The sequence below is a fragment of the Aliidongia sp. genome (genome assembly GCF_035943795.1).
Taxonomy (GTDB): domain Bacteria; phylum Pseudomonadota; class Alphaproteobacteria; order ATCC43930; family CGMCC-115725; genus Aliidongia.
Genome location: NZ_DASZBY010000147.1, coordinates 38,318 through 56,554 on the forward strand (window position 1 = coordinate 38,318; position 18,237 = coordinate 56,554).

Annotated in this window: 15 protein-coding genes; 14 read left to right on the forward strand and 1 reads right to left on the reverse strand. The window is 64.9% G+C overall.

The window, feature by feature from the left end; genetic code table 11:
- Nucleotides 1-258 precede the first annotated feature (258 nt).
- Entirely contained in the window at nt 259-1,386 is a 1,128-nt protein-coding gene (locus tag VGV37_RS28435) for an NADH:flavin oxidoreductase/NADH oxidase (RefSeq protein ID WP_326883222.1), read from the reverse strand.
- A 166-nt stretch (nt 1,387-1,552) separates the two neighbouring features.
- Here VGV37_RS28435 and VGV37_RS28440 point away from each other — a divergent pair, with 166 nt between their 5' ends.
- The 14 genes from VGV37_RS28440 (at nt 1,553) to VGV37_RS28505 (ending at nt 18,224) form a co-directional block, all read left to right on the forward strand.
- Nucleotides 1,553-2,797, forward strand: a complete 1,245-nt coding sequence (locus VGV37_RS28440) for a lipoprotein-releasing ABC transporter permease subunit (RefSeq protein WP_326883223.1) — start codon at nt 1,553-1,555, stop codon at nt 2,795-2,797.
- The gene (locus VGV37_RS28445; protein ID WP_326883224.1) at nt 2,790-3,476 is read left to right on the forward strand and encodes an ABC transporter ATP-binding protein; all 687 of its coding nucleotides are present in this window, start codon (nt 2,790-2,792) and stop codon (nt 3,474-3,476) included. The genes VGV37_RS28440 and VGV37_RS28445 overlap by 8 nt, the downstream gene beginning before the upstream one ends.
- A 4-nt stretch (nt 3,477-3,480) precedes the next feature.
- Entirely contained in the window at nt 3,481-6,957 is a 3,477-nt protein-coding gene (gene dnaE, locus VGV37_RS28450) for a DNA polymerase III subunit alpha (RefSeq protein WP_326883225.1), read from the forward strand.
- A gap of 62 nt (nt 6,958-7,019) precedes the next feature.
- Nucleotides 7,020-7,499 (forward strand): copper chaperone PCu(A)C, encoded by a 480-nt coding sequence (locus VGV37_RS28455; protein ID WP_326883226.1) that lies wholly within the window; start codon nt 7,020-7,022, stop codon nt 7,497-7,499.
- Between the two features lie 225 nt (nt 7,500-7,724).
- The gene (gene rpsB / locus VGV37_RS28460) at nt 7,725-8,591 is read left to right on the forward strand and encodes a 30S ribosomal protein S2 (protein ID WP_326883228.1); all 867 of its coding nucleotides are present in this window, start codon (nt 7,725-7,727) and stop codon (nt 8,589-8,591) included.
- Nucleotides 8,592-8,732: 141 nt separating this feature from the next.
- A complete protein-coding gene (gene tsf / locus VGV37_RS28465; RefSeq protein ID WP_326883230.1) occupies nt 8,733-9,659 on the forward strand; it encodes a translation elongation factor Ts in 927 nt (308 codons plus the stop codon).
- 188 nt (nt 9,660-9,847) lie between these two features.
- The gene (gene pyrH, locus VGV37_RS28470; RefSeq protein WP_326883231.1) at nt 9,848-10,576 is read left to right on the forward strand and encodes a UMP kinase; all 729 of its coding nucleotides are present in this window, start codon (nt 9,848-9,850) and stop codon (nt 10,574-10,576) included.
- 38 nt (nt 10,577-10,614) lie between these two features.
- On the forward strand, nt 10,615-11,136 hold the full coding sequence (gene frr / locus VGV37_RS28475; protein WP_326883304.1) for a ribosome recycling factor: 522 nt from the start codon (nt 10,615-10,617) through the stop codon (nt 11,134-11,136).
- Complete coding sequence (locus VGV37_RS28480; protein ID WP_326883233.1) at nt 11,136-11,876, forward strand: isoprenyl transferase; 741 nt, start codon at nt 11,136-11,138, stop codon at nt 11,874-11,876. The genes frr and VGV37_RS28480 overlap by 1 nt, the downstream gene beginning before the upstream one ends.
- Before the next feature lie 40 nt (nt 11,877-11,916).
- Complete coding sequence (locus VGV37_RS28485; RefSeq protein ID WP_414638127.1) at nt 11,917-12,678, forward strand: phosphatidate cytidylyltransferase; 762 nt, start codon at nt 11,917-11,919, stop codon at nt 12,676-12,678.
- Nucleotides 12,669-13,859 carry a 1-deoxy-D-xylulose-5-phosphate reductoisomerase gene (locus VGV37_RS28490; RefSeq protein ID WP_326883235.1) on the forward strand — a complete coding sequence of 397 codons (1,191 nt, stop codon included), beginning with the start codon at nt 12,669-12,671 and terminating at the stop codon, nt 13,857-13,859. Before VGV37_RS28485 ends, VGV37_RS28490 begins: the two co-directional genes overlap by 10 nt.
- Before the next feature lie 154 nt (nt 13,860-14,013).
- A complete protein-coding gene (rseP, locus tag VGV37_RS28495; RefSeq protein WP_326883236.1) occupies nt 14,014-15,135 on the forward strand; it encodes an RIP metalloprotease RseP in 1,122 nt (373 codons plus the stop codon).
- A gap of 114 nt (nt 15,136-15,249) precedes the next feature.
- On the forward strand, nt 15,250-17,508 hold the full coding sequence (gene bamA / locus VGV37_RS28500) for an outer membrane protein assembly factor BamA (RefSeq protein ID WP_326883237.1): 2,259 nt from the start codon (nt 15,250-15,252) through the stop codon (nt 17,506-17,508).
- Nucleotides 17,509-17,522: 14 nt separating this feature from the next.
- A complete protein-coding gene (locus VGV37_RS28505) occupies nt 17,523-18,224 on the forward strand; it encodes an OmpH family outer membrane protein (RefSeq protein WP_326883238.1) in 702 nt (233 codons plus the stop codon).
- Nucleotides 18,225-18,237: the final 13 nt, after the last annotated feature.

Genomic DNA, 18,237 nt, shown 5'->3' on the forward strand with positions numbered 1-18,237 from the left:
ATTATGCTCTGCCTTTGGGCAGAATTATTTTTGTAGCTGCGCTCGGTTCATGCCGGGTGCTAGCTGCGGTTCCTCCCTAAACTCAGGCCTGCATCAGCGATGATGTGGGCCTTCTTTTTCGCCACCGGACTGTACGAATATTCGGCAGACCCGTCACGCAGTTTTTGCCGGATTGCGGGGAAAATCGCGTGATACGATGACAGCGACGCAATCGGCTGCACAAAATAAATGCAACCGATTGGTCCCGTGACAAATGCCTCAGTCGTGGGCTGCCGTTGCTGCGTGCGCGAGGCCGAATCCGGGCCAGAGGGCCGGTGTACCGCGCTCGTACTGCGGCGGATAGGCGAGCTTGGCGCCGAGCGTCGCTGCTGCGTGCCACGGCCAGCGTGGATCGTCGATCACGGCGCGGGCCAACGCCACCATATCGGCGTCCTGGTCTTCGATCACCCGGTTCGCATGCTCGGCTTTCACGATCATCCCGACGGCGCGGGTGACGATACCGGTTTCGGCCCGGAACTGCCGGGCGAGGGGAACCTGATAGCCTGCGCCGACCGGAATGCGCGGCCGGCCGATGCCGCCGCTCGAGATGCAGACGAAATCGACGCCCCGGGATTTCAGCTCATGGCCGAATGCGATCGTGTCGGCGATGGTCAGCCCGCCTTCCAGCCAGTCGGTTGCGGAAACCCGGACGCCCAGCGGCCTGTCGGCCGGCCAGACCGCTCGGACGGCATCGAACACTTCCAACGGAAAGCGCATGCGGTTCTCGCGACTGCCGCCATACCCGTCGGTCCGCTGGTTCGACAGCGGCGACAGGAATGTATGCAGCAGATAGCCGTGTGCGCCGTGCAGTTCGAGCAGATCGATACCGATGCGCAAGGCTCGTTGCGCGGTCGCAACGAAGGCGTTCTTGACCCGGTCGAGGCCGGCTTCGTCGAGTTCCTCGGGGATCTGCCAGCCTTCGAGGTGGGGTAGGGGCGAGGCGCCGGACGGTTGCCAAGCGCCCTCGTCGGCGGCAAGCGGTCCCCCGCCGCGCCAGGGCACGTGGGAGGCCGCCTTGCGGCCGGCGTGGGCCAACTGCACGCCGATCGGCGTCGAGGCGAACTGCCGGATGCCGGCGATGGTGCGGCCGAGCGCTTCCTCGGCCTGGTCGTCATAGAGGCCGAGACAGCCGGGCGTGATGCGCCCCTGCGGCTCGACCGCCGTCGCCTCGGTCATGACCAGGCCGGCGCCGCTGAGCGCCAGGCTGCCGAGCTGTTGGAGATGCCAGGCCTGGGCGACGCCGTCGAGCGCGCTGTACTGGCACATGGGGGCGATCGCGATGCGGTTGGCCAGGTCGAGGCCGCGCAGCGCGATCGGGCGGAACAGGGCGGGGGTGGGTTCTGTCATGGCCCGGTTAAGATGGGTCAGGCGTCGGCGGTGGGCAAGGTGTCACGGCGCGAACCGGGCCCATGGACAGGCCGGAGCGCCATCGCCTACAGTCCCGCCACATTTCGCCGGATACTCGCGTTCCGATCCGGCTTCCCACCGATTCCCCATAGAGTTCGATCCGACCATGATCTTCGGCACGTTCGAGCGGATGATTGCCTTCCGCTATTTGAGAGCCAGGCGTCAGGAAGGCTTCATTTCGGTCATCGCGGGCTTCTCGCTGCTCGGCATCGCGCTGGGCGTCGCGACCTTGATCATCGTCATGTCCGTCATGAACGGGTTCCGCCAGGAATTCCTCAACAAGATCCTGGGCGTGAACGGCCATCTGAACGTCTATGGAGCATCGGGCAGCCTCGGCAACTACGACGTGATGACCGGCAAGATCGCGCTGCTGCCCGGCGTTGTGGCAGTGCATCCGCTGGTCGAGGGCCAGGTGCTGGTGTCGTCGAGCGGCCATGCCATCGGCGCGCTCGTCCGCGGCGAGAAGCTCGCAGACCTGAAGAGCCAGCCGCTGATCGCCAACCACCTCGTGGCCGGATCGCTCGACGCGCTCGACGACGAGTCGATCATGATCGGCGATGGGCTGGCCCGGAACATGGGCGTGCGGCTCGGCGACTCGCTGTCGCTGTTGTCGCCCGACGGCAACCCGACCGCGTTCGGCACCACGCCGCGGGTCAAGACCTATAAGATCGCCGCGATCTTCAACGTCGGCGAATACCACTACGACGGCAGCTTCGTGTTCATGCCGCTCGCCTCGGCGCAGCTGTTCTTCAAGGTGCCTAACGCCGCGACCTCGCTCGAGGTCTTCGTCAAGGATCCGGACAATATCGGCCCGATCAGCCAGCAGGTCCGCCAGGCGACCGGCCCGACCGCGCGCGTGCTGGATTGGACCCAGTCGCAATCGGCCTATTTCAATGCGATCGAGACCGAGCGGAACGTGATGTTCCTGATCCTGACCCTGATCATCGTGGTCGCGGCCTTCAACATCATCTCCAGCATGATCATGCTGGTGAAGGACAAGACGAAGGACATCGCCATCCTGCGTACCATGGGGGCGACCCAGGGCATGATCCTGCGCATCTTCTTCCTGGCCGGCGCCTCGGTCGGCGTCGTCGGCACGATCCTGGGCTTCGGGCTGGGCCTCGCCTTCGCGGAAAACATCGAATCGATTCGCCAGTTGCTGCAGCGCTTCACCGGAACCGACCTGTTCAACAACGAGATCTATTTCCTCTCGACCCTGCCGGCCAAGGTCGAGCCGGACGAGGTCATTACCGTCGTCGCCATGGCCTTCGCGCTGTCCTTCCTCGCGACCATCTATCCATCCTGGCGGGCGGCACGGCTCGATCCGGTCGAGGCGCTGCGCTATGAGTGACACCGCCGCCCTGCATCTGGTCGATATCCAGCGCACCTATCACCAGGCAGGTGAGCCGCTGCCGGTGCTACGGGGCGCCTCCCTCACCCTGCACCCGGGCGAGCTGGTGGCCCTGGTCGGCCCGTCCGGCGCCGGCAAGTCGACCCTGCTCCATGTGGCGGGCCTGCTGGAACGTCCCGATGGCGGCCAAGTCATGGTCGGGGGCCGCGACTGCGGCCGCATGGCCGACGGCGAGCGCACGGCGATGCGCCGGACGACGATCGGTTTCGTCTATCAGTTCCATCACCTGCTGCCGGAATTCACCGCGGTGGAGAACGTGATGCTGCCGCAGATGATCGCCGGCCTGTCGAAGAGCGAGGCGCGCACGCGGGCGCTCGAACTGCTGTCGATGGTCGGCCTCGCCAAGCGGGCGAGCCATCGCCCGGCGAAGCTGTCGGGCGGCGAGCAGCAGCGCGTCGCCATCGTGCGGGCGCTGGCCAATGCGCCGCGCGTCCTGATCGGCGACGAGCCGACCGGCAACCTGGACCAGCACACGGCCGACGACGTGATGAATGCCCTGATCTCGATCGTGCGCAATGTCGGCCTCGGCGCGCTGATCGCGACCCACAACGTCGAGCTGGCGCGCCGGATGGATCGGATCGTAACCTTGGAAGACGGCGTCCTGGTCGAGCGGAGCTGACGGCATGGCGCATGCGGATTTCGTCCATCTGCGGGTCCACTCCGCCTATTCGCTGTCCGCGGGCGCCATCAAGATCAAGGAGCTCTATGGGCTCTGCAAGAAGCAGGAGATGCCGGCGGTCGCGGTGACCGATGCCGGCAACCTGTTCGGCGCGCTCGAATTCTCGGTCACGCTTTCGGGCGAAGGCATCCAGCCGATCATCGGCTGCGAGCTGGGCATCCGCGCGCCGCTGCAGGAGCAGGGACGGCAGAACAAGGGGCCGCCCGAGCCGGAGCCGGTCGTGCTGCTGTGCCAGAACGAGCGCGGCTATCGCAACCTGATCGAGCTGGTCTCGAAATCCTTCATGGAGACCGACGGTGCCGAGACGCCGCAGATCTCCATGGACGACCTGGCGGGCCTGAGCGGCGATCTGCTGTGTCTGACCGGCGGTCCCGGCGGTCCCGTCGGCAAGCGCCTGCTGGAAGGCAACGCGTTCGCCGCCAAGGAGACCCTGGCGCGTCTGGCGCAGGCCTTTCCGAACCGGCTCTACGTCGAGCTGATGCGCCACGGCATGGCCGAGGAAGATCGTATCGAGGGCGCGTTGGTCGATCTCGCCTATGCCCAGAACATTCCGCTGGTCGCGACCAACAACGTGTACTTCGCCCAGCGCGATTTCTACGAAGCGCACGACGTGCTGCTGTGCATCGCCGAAGGTGTCACGGTCAACGTGACCGAGCGCCGGCGGCTGACGCCGGAGCATCATTTCAAATCCGCCGCCGAGATGCGCCAGCTGTTCGTCGACCTGCCCGAGGCCTGCGACAATACGCTGGTCATTGCCCGGCGCTGCGCCTTCTGGGTCAAGAAGATCAAGCCGATCCTGCCGCCGTTCCCGACCGTGTCCGGGCGCGACGAGGTCGCCGAGCTGCGTGCCATGTCGCACGAGGGGCTGACCGAGCGGCTAAACCTGCAGGTCTTCCCGGTCCAGCCGCCGGACGCCGACCGGGTCGCGATCGAGAAGAAGTACCGCGACCGGCTCGACTACGAGCTGGGCGTCATCGAGAGCATGGGGTATCCGGGCTATTTCCTGATCGTCGCCGACTTCATCCAATGGGGAAAGAAGCACGGGATTCCCGTGGGGCCCGGTCGCGGCTCGGGCGCCAGCTCGGTCGTCGCCTGGGCGCTGACCATCACCGACATCGATCCGATCAAGTTCGGCCTGTTCTTCGAGCGTTTCCTCAATCCCGAACGCGTCTCGATGCCCGACTTCGACGTGGATTTCTGCCAGGACCGACGGGACGAGGTCATCCGCTACGTCCAGCAGAAATACGGCCGCGACCGGGTCGCGCAGATCATCACCTTCGGTAAGCTGCAAGCGCGCGCCGTGCTGCGCGACGTCGGCCGCGTGCTGCAGATGCCCTATGGCCAGGTCGACAAGATCAGCAAGCTGGTGCCGAACAATCCGGCAGCACCCGTCACCCTGCAGCAGGCGCTCGACGGTGACGAACAACTGCGCGCGATGCGCGACAATGACGAGAGCGTCGGCCGTCTGATCGGCCTCGCGATCCGGCTCGAGGGGCTCTATCGCCACGCGTCGACCCATGCGGCCGGCGTGGTGATCGCCGACCGGCCGCTCAACAAGCTGCTGGCGCTCTATCGCGACCCGCGCTCGGACATGCCGGTCACCCAGTTCAACATGAAATATGTCGAGGACGCCGGCCTCGTCAAATTCGACTTCCTGGGCCTGAAGACGCTGACCGTGATCGATCGCGCGGTCCGGCTGGTCAACCAGCGCGGTACGCCGCTCGAGGTGCTGACCATGCCGCTCGACGACCAGAAGAGCTTCGAAATGTTGACGCGCGGCGAGACGGTCGGCGTGTTTCAGTTCGAAGGCGCCGGCATGCGCGACCTGTTGAAGAAGCTGCGGCCGAACAAGTTCGAGGACCTGATCGCGGTTGTGTCGCTCTATCGGCCGGGCCCTATGGATTCGATCCCCGAATATATCGCGGTCAAGCATGGGCTCCAGGCAGCCAATTACATGGACCCGGCGATCCAGCACATCCTGGAGGAAACCTACGGCGTCATGACCTATCAGGAACAGGTCATGCAAATCGCCCAGGTGCTGGGCGGCTATACATTGGGCGGGGCCGACCTGCTGCGCCGCGCCATGGGCAAGAAGATCAAGGCCGAGATGGATGCGCAGCGCAAGCTGTTCCAGGATGGTGCGGCCAAGAACGGCGTCGATGCGGCGACCGCCGAACTGATCTTCGACAAGATGGCGAAATTCGCCGGTTACGGCTTCAACAAGGGCCATGCGGCGCCCTATGCACTGATCGCCTACCAGACCGCCTATCTCAAGGCGAACCATCCGGTGGAGTTGATGGCCGCGTCGATGACGCTCGACCTCGGAAACACCGACAAGCTGAACGTGTTCCGCCAGGAACTGCAGCGCATGGGCGTCAAGCTGCTGCCGCCGGACATCAACCGCTCCCAGGTCGATTTCTCGGTCGAGGGCACCGGCGAGGATGCCGCGATCCGCTATGCGTTGGCCGCGGTCAAGGGGGTGGGTGCCCAGGCGATGACCGAGATCGTGGCCGAGCGCGAGCGCAAGGGACCGTTCCGGAGCCTGTTCGATTTCGCCGAGCGGCTCGATGCCAAGCAATTCAACAAACGGCAGTTCGAGAACCTGGCGAAGGCCGGCGCGTTCGACGAGTTGAACCCGAACCGCGCCCAGAGCTTCGCCGCCGCCGAACTGATCATGCGCCAGGCCGCGGCCGCGGCCGAGGAGCGGTCGACCAGCCAGCTCGGCTTTTTTGGGGGCGCCGGCGGCGTCACGCTGAAAAAGCCGCCGTTGCCGGCCGTGGCCGAGTGGCCGAGCATGGATCGGCTGCAGCAGGAATTCGAGGCGATCGGCTTCTATCTCTCGGCTCATCCCTTGGACCCGTACGAGACGGCGCTGAAGCGCATCGGCGTCATCCCGTCGGGCAAGCTGGTTGCCCATCTGATGAGCGGCAAGCCGGGACGGGTGCGCCTCGCCGGCATCGTCGGCAGCCGCAAGGAACGCACCTCGGCCAAGGGTAACCGCTTCGCCTTCGTCAGCATGTCGGACCTGACCGGCATGTACGAGGTCATGCTGTTCTCGGAGATCCTAGCGCAATCGCGGCCGTTGCTGGACAGCGGCCAGCCGCTGCTGATCACCTGCGATGCCAAGCTGGAAGAGGACAACGTCCGCCTGAACGGCCAGGCGATCGATACGCTCGACAATGCCGCCGCCGCGTCGTCGGCCGGCCTGCGCGTCGTGCTGCACGATCCGGGCGCGATCGAGCCGTTGAAGGCGCTGTTCCTGCGCGATATCGGCAAGGGCCGGAGCGGGCGGGTCAAGCTGGTCGTCCCGGCCGATCGGCGCGAGGTCGAAGTCACCCTGCCGGGCTTCTTCCCGATCGGCGGCCAGACCCGTGCTTCGGTCAAGGCGATCCCAGGTGTGGCCGATGTGAGCGATTTCTGATACTCGGGGGACCGTCGTTACAGTTTGCCATCGAGGGGCCGGGCTGCGGGATGGTCGGTTTGTTGTTGAAAAAGCTGGGCTGGTTCGTCCCCGTCCTTCTGTTGCTCTGGGCCAGTAGCGCCATCGCCGCGACGGATCCGATCTCGATCGACGGCGCCTGGGCGCGCCGCAGCACTCGCGCGCATGTCGTCTTCGTCTACATGACGATCAGCCTCGCCAAGGGGGCCGAAGATGTCCTGATCGGCGCTTCCTCGCCGCTCGCCGACAAGGTGGAACTGCTGGGGCTGCTGCCGAAGAGGCGGGGCGAAAGCCTGGAGCCGGTGCTGGCGCTGGAACTCGAAACCCACACCCCGACGGTGTTTCAGCCGGGGGAGGCGCATCTGGTGCTGCGTGGCGTCAAGCAGAAGCTGAAATCGGGCGACAGCTTTCCCATGACCCTGCGCTTCGCCAATGCCGGCAGCCGGGACGTGGTGGTCAGACTGATGGATCTTTCGCCCGATGCCGGGATGCCGGCGATGCCGAAGGGCGTCAAGCTCGACTGAACCCTCGCCAATTCCCCTGGCGCAGAGCTGATCCAAGAAATCGTCGCCCGGTTTTCCTTGCAAAAGCGGGCGTCCGGGCCTATCACCTCCGCCGCGATTGTCGCAAAAACTCACGCGGGTTTGCCGTGCGGTCGGATCGAAAGATTCGCATCCGCGCAGGCTCCGGTCCCCTCAGGGGGTTCTCCCGCGGTGGCTCAACCGGAAAACAAGGGTCTAGAAGACACCATGACGATTCCGAGCTTCACCATGCGTCAGCTGCTCGAGGCTGGCGTTCATTTCGGCCATCACACCCGTCGCTGGAACCCGAAGATGCAGCCGTATCTGTTCGGCGTGCGCAACGGCGTGCATGTGATCGATCTCGAGCAGACGGTTCCCCTGCTGGCCCGCGCGCTCGAAGCGGTGCGTCAGACGACCGCCAGCGGCGGCCGCGTGCTGTTCGTCGGCACCAAGCGCCAGGCGCAGGAGCCGATCGCCGCCGCCGCCCGTCGTTGCGGCCAGTATTTCGTCAACCACCGCTGGCTCGGCGGCATGCTGACGAACTTCAAGACCATCTCGCTCTCGATCAAGCGCCTGCGCGAACTCGACGAGAAGCTCGCCAACCCGGCTGCCGGCTTCACCAAGCGCGAGCTGCTGGAAGTGACGCGCGACCGCGACAAGCTGGAGCGCGCGCTGGGCGGCATCAAGGAAATGGGCGGCCTGCCCGACCTCATCTTCGTGATCGACACCAACAAGGAAAAGATCGCGATCGAGGAAGCGACCAAGCTGAACATTCCGGTCATCGCGGTGATCGACAGCAATTCCTCGCCGGACCACATTGCGTTCCCGATTCCGGGCAACGACGATGCGATGCGCGCGATCAATCTCTACTGCGATCTGGTTTCGAGCTCGGTGCTCTCGGGCATCCAGGCCGAACTGATGGCATCGGGCGTCGATGTTGGCGAAGCCGAGGAAGTCGCCGAAGAACTGCCGAGCGACGAGGAAGTCGTCGAGGCCGCTGCGGCCGAGACCGAAGCCGAGGCCGTTTCGGTCGAGGCCGAAGTCGCGGCGCCGGTCGAAGCCGAGGCCGAGCAGGAAGTCCAGCCCGGCGCCTGAACGGCCCGTCCTGGCGTGAAGTGACGCGCGTCGGCTGCCGAGAGGTGGCCGACGCGCCGCTTTCGTGAGCGGAAATTTTCGGCGGCGCCGGTGGACAGCACCGGCTGCACCCGTGAGCAGACGAATCCTAGGAGAATAGCGATGGCAGAGATCACCGCCGCTTTGGTCAAAGAGCTGCGCGAGAAGACTGGCGCGGGCATGATGGATTGCAAGCGCGCCCTGGGCGAGGTCGCCGGCGACGTCGAGCAGGCAGTCGACTGGCTGCGCAAGAAAGGCCTCGCGGCCGCCGCCAAGAAGGCCGGGCGCATCGCCGCCGAGGGCCTGATCGGCGTCGCGACCGACGGCAAGATCGGCGTTGTGGTCGAAGTCAATGCCGAGACCGACTTCGTCGCGCGCAACGACAAGTTCCAGGAACTGGTGACCGGCGTGACCCGCCTGGCGGTCCAGCATGGCGACGATATCGCCGCCATCAAGCAGGCCCACGTGCCGGCGTTCGACAATACGGTCGAGGCGCACCTGACTCACCTCGTCGCCACGATCGGCGAGAACATGAACCTGCGCCGCATCGCGCGCCTGGAAGTGTCCGAGGGCGTCGTGGTCGGCTATGTCCACAACCAGCTGGTTCCGGGCCTGGGCAAGATCGGCGTCCTGGTGGCGCTCGAGTCGGCGGCCGATGCCGCCACGCTCAACACGCTCGGCCGCCAGTTGGCCATGCATGTCGCGGCCGCCTCGCCGCTGTTCCTCGACGTGTCGTCGGTCGATGCCGCGGCGCTGGAGCGGGAACGGGACGTGCTGAAGGAGCAGGCGCGCGCCAGCGGCAAGCCTGAAGCGATCATCGACAAGATGGTCGAAGGCCGGGTGCGCAAATACTACGAGGAAGTCGTCCTGCTCGAGCAGGTCTACGTCGTCGACGGCGAGACCAAGATCGCCAAGGTCGTCGAGAACGCCGGCAAGGCCGCCGGCAAGCCGATCAAGCTGGTCGGTTTCTCCCGCTTCGTGCTGGGCGACGGCATCGAGAAGGAAACGCAGGACTTCGCGGCCGAGGTTGCGGCAACGCTGAAGGCCTGACGCGCAACGCTGGGGCGGCGGGCTATGCGCCGCCGCCCCAGCCGCATGCCGAGTGCCTGGAATCTTGGGCGCCGATCGGGGCTCGCACCGGTCGGCGGCGACCGCTTGGCGTTTGCGTCGGCGGCTCGGGCGCGTTATCACCACACGAGCAGCCGTAGAACCGCTCCACGAAAAGGCCGCGAGCCGTCATGTCCTCTGAACCCGTCTATCGCCGCGTCCTTCTGAAGCTCTCGGGCGAAGCCCTGATGGGGGACCGCGAGTTCGGACTGGATTCGACGATCGTCAATCGCATTGCCGAGGAAGTGAAGGGCGTACTGAGCCTCGGCGTCCAGGTGTGCCTGGTGATCGGCGGCGGCAATATCTTCCGCGGTGTCTCGGGCGCCGCGTCCGGCATGGACCGTGCCAGCGCCGACTACATGGGCATGATGGCGACCGTGATCAATTCGCTGGCCATGCAATCCGCGCTCGAGCAGGCAGGCGTGCTGACCCGCGTCCAATCGGCCATCTCGATGCAGTCGGTATGCGAGCCCTATATCCGACGCCGGGCGATCCGGCACATGGAAAAGGGGCGGGTGGTGATCTTCGCCGCCGGCACCGGCAATCCGTTCTTTACGACCGACACCGCTGCGGCACTGCGCGCATCCGAGATGAATTGCGACGCGCTGCTGAAGGCAACCAAGGTCGACGGCGTCTATGATGCCGATCCCAAGACGAGCCCGGATGCCAGGCGCCACGAGCGCCTGTCCTATCTCGAGGTGCTGGCGAACGATCTCAAGGTCATGGACGCCTCGGCGATCTCCTTGGCACGCGAGAGCAACATTCCTATCCTGGTCTTCTCACTGTTCAAACCCGGTGGTTTTGCCGACGTGGTGACCGGGCGGGGACTCTATACGATTATTACGGACGCAGAGGGTTGATCGTGGCCGACGGTTTGACCAAGGACTTGAAGCGCCGCATGGACGGCGCGATCGAAGCACTCAGGAAGGAATTCGCGGGTCTGAGGACCGGCCGTGCATCGGCCAGCCTGCTGGACCCGGTCATGGTGGATGCCTATGGCAGCTCCATGCCGCTCAACCAGTGCGGCACGGTCAGCGTACCGGAGCCGCGTATGCTGCTGGTCCAGGTCTGGGACAAGGGCCTGATGAAGCCGGTCGAGAAGGCCATCCGGGACGCGGGCCTCGGCCTCAATCCCCAGGCCGACGGTGCCGCGATCCGCGTGCCGATTCCCGACCTCAACGAAGAGCGTCGGCGCGAACTGGTCAAGGTCGCCGCCAAATATACCGAGCAGGCGCGCGTCTCCGTCCGCAACGTGCGGCGCGACGGCATCGATGCCTTGAAAAAGCTCGAAAAGGATAGCGAGATCAGCCAGGACGAGCAGCGCAAGATCCAAGCCGAGATCCAGGCGCTGACCGACGATACGATCAAGAAGGTCGACGACGCGTTCGCCCAGAAGGAAAAAGAGATCTCGCAGGTCTGATGTCCATGGATGGACTTCCCCCGCCGCCAGCGCCTCCGGTGCATGTGGCCATTATCATGGACGGCAATGGTCGATGGGCGAAGGCTCGCGGCATGCCCCGTCTTGTCGGCCATAAGCGCGGGGTCGAGTCCGTGCGCGACGCGGTCAAGGCGGCGCAGTCACTTGGTGTCCGTTATTTGACACTCTATGGGTTCTCGTCGGAAAACTGGCGACGGCCGGAGGCCGAGGTCAAGGACCTGATGGGGCTGCTGCGCCTCTATCTGCGCAGCGAGATCGCCGAACTGCATCGCGAGGGCGTGCGGCTCCGGATCATCGGGCAGCGCTCGCGCCTGTCCGACGACATCCGCGCGCTGATCGACAATGGCGAGCGGCTGACCGGCGGGAACCATAGCCTGACCCTGACCATCGCACTGTCTTACGGCGGCCGGGACGAGATCGCCCATGCCGCGAAAGCCATCGCCGAAGCGGTGCGGGCCGGCACGATCGATCCGGCCGACGTTGATGAAGACACGGTGACGCGCCACCTGTTCACCCATGACATGCCGGACCCGGACCTGCTGATCCGGACCAGCGGCGAAAAGCGCATCAGCAATTTCCTGCTCTGGCAATGCGCTTATGCCGAATTGGTTTTCATCGATAAACATTGGCCGGATTTCTCGCGGGACGACCTCGAGAGCGCCATACGGGAATATCATGGTAGAGAACGCCGCTTCGGCGCCTCCGCCGGCACCTCCCGTTAGCGGGAGCGCGCTCGGCCCCCGCATCGCATCGGCGCTCGTCATGATCCCGGTGGCGCTGGCCGCTGTCTGGTATGGCACGCCCTGGAGTTCCGGCCTCGCGGCCCTCGCCGCCGCCCTCATGGCCTGGGAATGGGGACGGATGGTCGGCCGGTCGCCCCAGCTGATGGACGGTCTGATGTTGGCCGCCATCGCGGCCGCGTCGGTCCTGGCCGGGGCCTATGTCGCCATCTGGCTCGGCCTCCTCGTGGGCGCGCTCGGGATCCTGTTGCAGCATCGGCTCGCCGGCGACCGGAATGGGGCGCCGATCTGGACCGCGGTCGGGTTGGCCTGGATCATCGCGCCCTGCATCGGCTTCGTCTGGTTGCGCGACGATCCGGCCCATGGCGCTGCCACGGTGTTCTGGCTGCTGGCCGTGGTCTGGGCCATCGATACGGCTGCCTATGTCGCCGGCAAGACCATCGGCGGCCCGAAGCTCGCCCCTCGGATCAGCCCGAAAAAGACCTGGGCCGGCCTGATCGGCGGCGTCGTGGCGGCCATCGTCGTCGGCGTGGTCGCCGGCCTGATCGTCGGTTCGGACCGGGTCTGGTCGATCGGGCTGCTGAGCGGCGCGCTTGCCATCGTCGAACAAATCGGCGATATGGCGGAATCCTACGCCAAGCGCCGGTTCGGCAAGAAGGACTCGGGCAACCTCATTCCCGGACATGGGGGTCTGCTCGACCGGCTCGACGGCATGCTGGCGGTGGTCCTGGCGGTCGTCATTCTCAGTCTCGTCACGGGCGGAAGTGTTTTGACATGGCGTTAGCCTCCACGGCAGACCCGCGGTCGGTGACAATCCTGGGCTCGACCGGTTCGGTCGGCACCAGCACGATCGATCTGATCCGGCGCAATCCCGGCGCTTACGTGGTCGAGGCCCTGACCGCCAACAGCGATTGGGAACAGCTCGCCCGCCAGGCGATCGAGCTCAACGCCCGGTCCGTCGCGATCGGCGATCCCCATGCCTATGAGCCGTTGAAGCTGGCGTTGGCGGGCACCAACATCGGCGTCGCCGCCGGCCCGGAATCGCTGATCGAGGCGGCCAGCCATCAGTCCGACTGGGTCATGGCAGCCATCGTCGGTGCCGCCGGCCTGGCGCCGACCCTGGCGGCGATCCGTCGGGGCGCGATCGTGGCTTTGGCCAACAAGGAAGTGCTGGTCTGCGCCGGCGACCTGGTCATGGAGGAAGTAGCCCGCTCCGGCGCTACCTTGCTGCCGGTCGACAGCGAGCACAACGCCATTTTCCAAGTGTTCGATTTCGAGCGCATGGACACGATCGAGAAGATCATTCTGACCGCGTCCGGTGGTCCGTTCCGCACGCTCGACCGGGCCGCAATGGCGCTGAAGACGCCGGCCCAGGCCGTGGCCCATCCCAATTGGAAGATGGGCGCCAAGATCTCGGTCGACAGCGCCACGATGATGAACAAGGGGTTGGAGCTGATCGAGGCGAAGCACCTGTTCCGGATGCCGCAGGAGAAGATCGACATCGTCGTCCATCCCCAGTCGGTCATCCACAGCCTGGTCGCCTATATCGACGGCTCGGTCCTGGCGCAGCTGGGATCCCCGGACATGCGGACGCCGATCGCCTACACGCTCGCCTGGCCGGCGCGCATGCAGAGCCCCAGCCCGCGGCTCGACCTGGCGCAGATCGCCAATCTCAGCTTCGAGGCGCCGGATCCGGTGCGCTTTCCGGCGCTGCGCCTGGTGCGCGAGGCGGTATCGGCCGGCGGATCGGCGCCCACGGTGCTGAACGCGGCCAACGAGATCGCGGTCCATGCCTTCCTGAACGAGACGATCGGCTTCCTCGATATCGCCGAGATCGTCGAGCAAACACTGGCCGCTATTCCGGTCGGACCGATCGATACGCTCGGCGACGTTCACAATTTTGACAAACACGCCCGCGAGACTGCCGCTAAACTGGCCGAGAGCTATGCCCGGTCTGCGGCTTGATCACCGGGGACGATATTCGGATTGAAACGGTTTGTTTCCATCCGTTTTGCCGGTCGGCGCACCATTTTATTGATTTGATGGCCCAGTTGCGCCATCGCTTGGGCAGCAGACCCAGCCACGGCCGGGGCGCTGCTGCACGGAAGGAAATGGATCGATGAGCTTTTTGACCGGCGGCCTGGGCACGATCGTGCCGTTCCTGGTCGTGCTCACGATTCTCGTGTTCGTGCACGAGATGGGGCATTACCTGATCGCCCGGCGCAACGGCGTCAAGGTCGAGACCTTCTCGATCGGCTTCGGGCCGGAGCTGTTCGGCTGGTTCGATCGGTCCGGTACCCGGTGGAAGCTGTCGGCGATCCCGTTGGGCGGCTACGTCAAGATGTACGGCGACGCCGACGCGGCTTCGGCGCCGTCGGACACGCTGGCCGAAATGAACGCAGACCAGCGCTCGATCTCGTTTCACCACAAGCGCCTGGGCCAGCGCGCGGCGATCATCGCCGGCGGCCCCGGGGCCAATTTCCTGTTCACGATCGTCGTCTATTCGATCCTGTTCATGACGGTCGGCCATAGCGTCACGCCGCCCGGCGTCGGGCAGGTGATGCCGGACAGCGCCGCCGCGGCCGCCGGTATCAAGCCGGGCGACCTCATCACCAACATCGATGGACGGACGGTCACCAGCTTCGAGGACATCGTCCAGGTCGTGCTGCTGAACACGGGAACGCCGCTCGATCTCGTCATTCAGCGCGACGGAACGGAACAGAAGCTGTCCGTGACACCGCAGATGGTCGACCAGAAGGATCGCTTCGGCAATCATCATCGGCTGGGGCAGCTGGGCATCCGGGCGACGACCCAGGCCGTGTTCACTCGGCTCAATCCGGCGTCCGCCGTCTGGGAGGCCGGCCGCCAGACCTGGCTCGCGATCACGACCACGCTCGACGGCGTCGGCCAGATGATCACCGGCGCTCGCACCGCCGAGGATTTGGGCGGGCCGCTCAAGATCGCCAAGATGTCGGGCGAGGTCGCCCAGGGCGGCATCATCCCGCTGATCAATTTCATGGCCCTTTTGTCGGTGAATTTGGGGCTTATCAACCTGTTCCCGATCCCCGTCCTTGACGGTGGGCACCTGCTGTTCTATGCCGCTGAGGCTTTGTTGGGCCGGCCGCTCGGGCAGCGGGCACAAGAGTACGGTTTCCGCATCGGCCTCGCTCTCGTGCTGACGCTCATGGTGTTCGCGACGTGGAACGACCTGGTCCAGTTCGGTCTGTTCGGTGGTTCTTAAATCCGGGTCTCACGACCTAAAATCTGCATTCGCGTAGGGGCGGGGGACAATTTGCGTCCAGCTTTGGATGTTCTTCTGCGTTGCGGCACCGCCGCAATAGCATTGACGTTGGCGTTGCCGAGCTTTTCAAGCGCGCTCGCCCAGTCGCCACAGCTGGCTCAAGTCCAGATGGGGGGCACTGTCGAGGAAGTCCGCATCGAGGGATCGGAGCGAATCGAGCCGGAAACGGTACGCTCGTATCTGACGGTGCAGCCCGGCGACAAGTTCGATGCCGAAAAGCTCGACAAATCCCTGAAGATCCTGTTCGCGACCGGCCTGTTCGCCGACGTGACCATGCGCCGCGACGGCAACGCGCTGATCGTGAAGGTCGTCGAGAATCCGATCATCAACCGCGTCGCCTACGAGGGTAACGATCGGTTCGACGACAAGGCGCTCAACGACGAAGTGCAGTTGAAGCCGCGCACCGTCTACACCCGCACCCGCGTGCAGGCCGACGTGAAGCGCATCCTGGACCTCTATCGCCGCAGCGGCCGTTTCGCCGTGACGGTCGAGCCCAAGATCATCCAGCTGCCGCAGAACCGCGTCGATCTCGTGTTCGAGATCACCGAGGGCAAGCTGACCGGCATCAACAGCATCAATTTCATCGGCAACAAGGCCTTCTCGAACGACGATCTGCAGCACCAGATCCAGACCAAGGAATCGCGCTGGTATCGCTTCTTCTCGAGCGACGACAATTACGATCCGGATCGCGTCACCTACGATCGCGAGCTGCTGCGGAAATATTACCTGTCCCAGGGCTATGCTGATTTCCGCGTCGTCTCCGCCGTGGCGGAACTGACGCCGGCGCGCGACGGCTTCATCGTCACCTTTACGGTCGACGAGGGCGAGCGCTACCACTTCGGCAAGATTGGCATGAACGTCGGCCTCAAGGACCTGACGCCGGCCATCCTGATGCCGGTCGTCACGACCAAGGAAGGCGACTGGTACAATGCGGATCTGATCGAGAAATCGATCGACAAGCTGACCGATGCGGTCGGCGATCGCGGCTACGCTTTCATCGATGTCCGGCCGTTGATCACCCGCAACCGCGAATCCCGGACGATCGAGCTGACCTACGACATCGCCGAAGGTCCGCGCGTCTATGTCGAGCGCATCGACGTCAACGGCAACGTCCGGACCCTCGACCGGGTCATCCGCCGCGAGTTCCAGCTGGCGGAAGGCGACGCCTTCAACACCTCCAAGGTCAAGAAGTCCGAGCAGAACTTGAAGAACCTCGGGTTCTTCAAGAAGGTCGACGTGACCAACGCCCAGGGTTCGGCGCCGGACAAGACCGTGGTGACCGTCAATGTCGAGGAACAATCGACCGGCGATCTGTCCATCGGCACCGGCTTCTCGACGACCGAAGGCCTGCTGGGCAATTTCGGCATCCATGAGCGCAATCTGCTGGGCCGGGGCCAGGACCTGCGCCTCAACGGCACGATTTCGCAGTACAACAACCTGTTGGACCTGAGCTTCACCGAGCCATATTTCATGAACCGGCCGTTGGCTGCCGGCTTCGACATCTTCCGGATCCAGCAGAACAATCAGCGCCTGCAGAATTACGATCAGTACTCGCTGGGTACGACGTTCCGCATGGGTTTCGATCTGTTCGAAAATATCCATGACACGCTGCGCTATACGATCCGCCAGGACCAGATCACCAATATCTCGTCATCGGCGTCGCAATATGTGCTTCAACAGTCGGGAACGACCAACGAATCGTCGATTGGTCAAACCCTGGTGTTCGACCAGCGCGACAATCGCCTGGAGCCGACCGGCGGCTACTATCTCCAGGTCGACGATACGATCGCCGGCCTGGGCGGTAACATCGCCTACGTCAAACAGATCGTCAGCGGCGGCGCCTATTTCACCTGGGCGCCGAAATGGACGCTGGGCGTCGTGGCCGAATATGGCGATGTCGCGGGGCTGGGCGAGGGGGTGCGGCTGTCCGACCGGTTCTTCATCGGCGGCGACAACCTGCGTGGCTTTGCCAACGCCGGCATCGGTCCCCGCGACGTCACTACCGACGATAGTCTCGGCGCCAATCAATATTATACCATTCAGGCGACGCAGGGCGTTCCCCTGGGCCTGCCGGAGGAACTGGGGCTGACCGGCCGCGTCTTCGTCGATGCGGGCGCCGCTTACGGCATCGACGTAAACCGTATTGCAGGCGAACCCATCGCGGACAGCCATCAGATCCGTGTCGCGACCGGCGTCGGCCTGTCATGGAAGTCGCCGATGGGTCCGATCAAGATCGACCTCGGCGTTCCGGTCAAGAAAGCTCCCCATGACGAGACCGAGGCCTTCCGCGTCAGCTTCGGCACCAAATTCTAAGCAAGGAAATGTTTATGGCTCGCGTCAATCTCCAGCGGGCGGCCCTTCTCTCCATGGTCGCTCTTCTGCTCGGTGTCTCGACCACGGCATCGGCCCAGACCAAGGCCCCCGCGGCGGCGCCCAGCCTCGCGGCCGGCGGCGTGAACGCGGCGCCCCCGGTGCCGGCGCCGATCGTCATGATCGTCGATTTCGAAGGGATCATGGCGGTCTCCAAGGCCGGCAAGTCGATCCAGACCCAGCTCGACACGCAGCGCTCGTCGATGCAGAAGGAAATCAGCCAGCGCGAGAACGACCTGCGCAACGAGGAGCAGGAGCTGACGAAGCAGCGTCCCACGATGGCGGCCGACGCCTTCGAGGCGAAGGCGCGCGACTTCCAGCAGAAGGTCGCGGCCTACCAACGCGAGACGCAGCTGCGGGACCGGGCGCTCAGCCAAGGTTTCGGCGAGGCCAAGCAGAAGCTGCAGCAGGCGCTGGCCGAGGTCGTCCAGCAGCTGACCACCGAGCGTGGGGCCAATCTGGTGCTCTACAAGTCGCAGGTGTTCCTGTACGAGACGTCCTACGATGCCAGCCAGGAAGCGCTGAAGCGCCTCGACGTCAAGCTGCCGGCTGTGACGGTGACCGTTCCGAAGCTGTCGGACGTGGCCGGTGGCCAGGCTCCGGCGGCGGCACCCGCGTCCGCTCCCGCGACGCCGGCCGCGCCGGCCAAGAAGAAGTAAGAGCGCTCCAGGG

Coding starts and splice junctions, on each gene's coding strand:
- VGV37_RS28435 (WP_326883222.1), bottom strand. CDS start 1,386: ATGACAGAACCCACCCCCGCCCTGTTCCGCCCGATCGCGCTGCGCGGC.
- VGV37_RS28440 (WP_326883223.1), top strand. CDS start 1,553: ATGATCTTCGGCACGTTCGAGCGGATGATTGCCTTCCGCTATTTGAGA.
- VGV37_RS28445 (WP_326883224.1), top strand. CDS start 2,790: ATGAGTGACACCGCCGCCCTGCATCTGGTCGATATCCAGCGCACCTAT.
- dnaE (WP_326883225.1), top strand. CDS start 3,481: ATGGCGCATGCGGATTTCGTCCATCTGCGGGTCCACTCCGCCTATTCG.
- rpsB (WP_326883228.1), top strand. CDS start 7,725: ATGACGATTCCGAGCTTCACCATGCGTCAGCTGCTCGAGGCTGGCGTT.
- tsf (WP_326883230.1), top strand. CDS start 8,733: ATGGCAGAGATCACCGCCGCTTTGGTCAAAGAGCTGCGCGAGAAGACT.
- pyrH (WP_326883231.1), top strand. CDS start 9,848: ATGTCCTCTGAACCCGTCTATCGCCGCGTCCTTCTGAAGCTCTCGGGC.
- frr (WP_326883304.1), top strand. CDS start 10,615: ATGGACGGCGCGATCGAAGCACTCAGGAAGGAATTCGCGGGTCTGAGG.
- VGV37_RS28480 (WP_326883233.1), top strand. CDS start 11,136: ATGTCCATGGATGGACTTCCCCCGCCGCCAGCGCCTCCGGTGCATGTG.
- VGV37_RS28485 (WP_414638127.1), top strand. CDS start 11,917: ATGATCCCGGTGGCGCTGGCCGCTGTCTGGTATGGCACGCCCTGGAGT.
- VGV37_RS28490 (WP_326883235.1), top strand. CDS start 12,669: ATGGCGTTAGCCTCCACGGCAGACCCGCGGTCGGTGACAATCCTGGGC.
- rseP (WP_326883236.1), top strand. CDS start 14,014: ATGAGCTTTTTGACCGGCGGCCTGGGCACGATCGTGCCGTTCCTGGTC.
- VGV37_RS28505 (WP_326883238.1), top strand. CDS start 17,523: ATGGCTCGCGTCAATCTCCAGCGGGCGGCCCTTCTCTCCATGGTCGCT.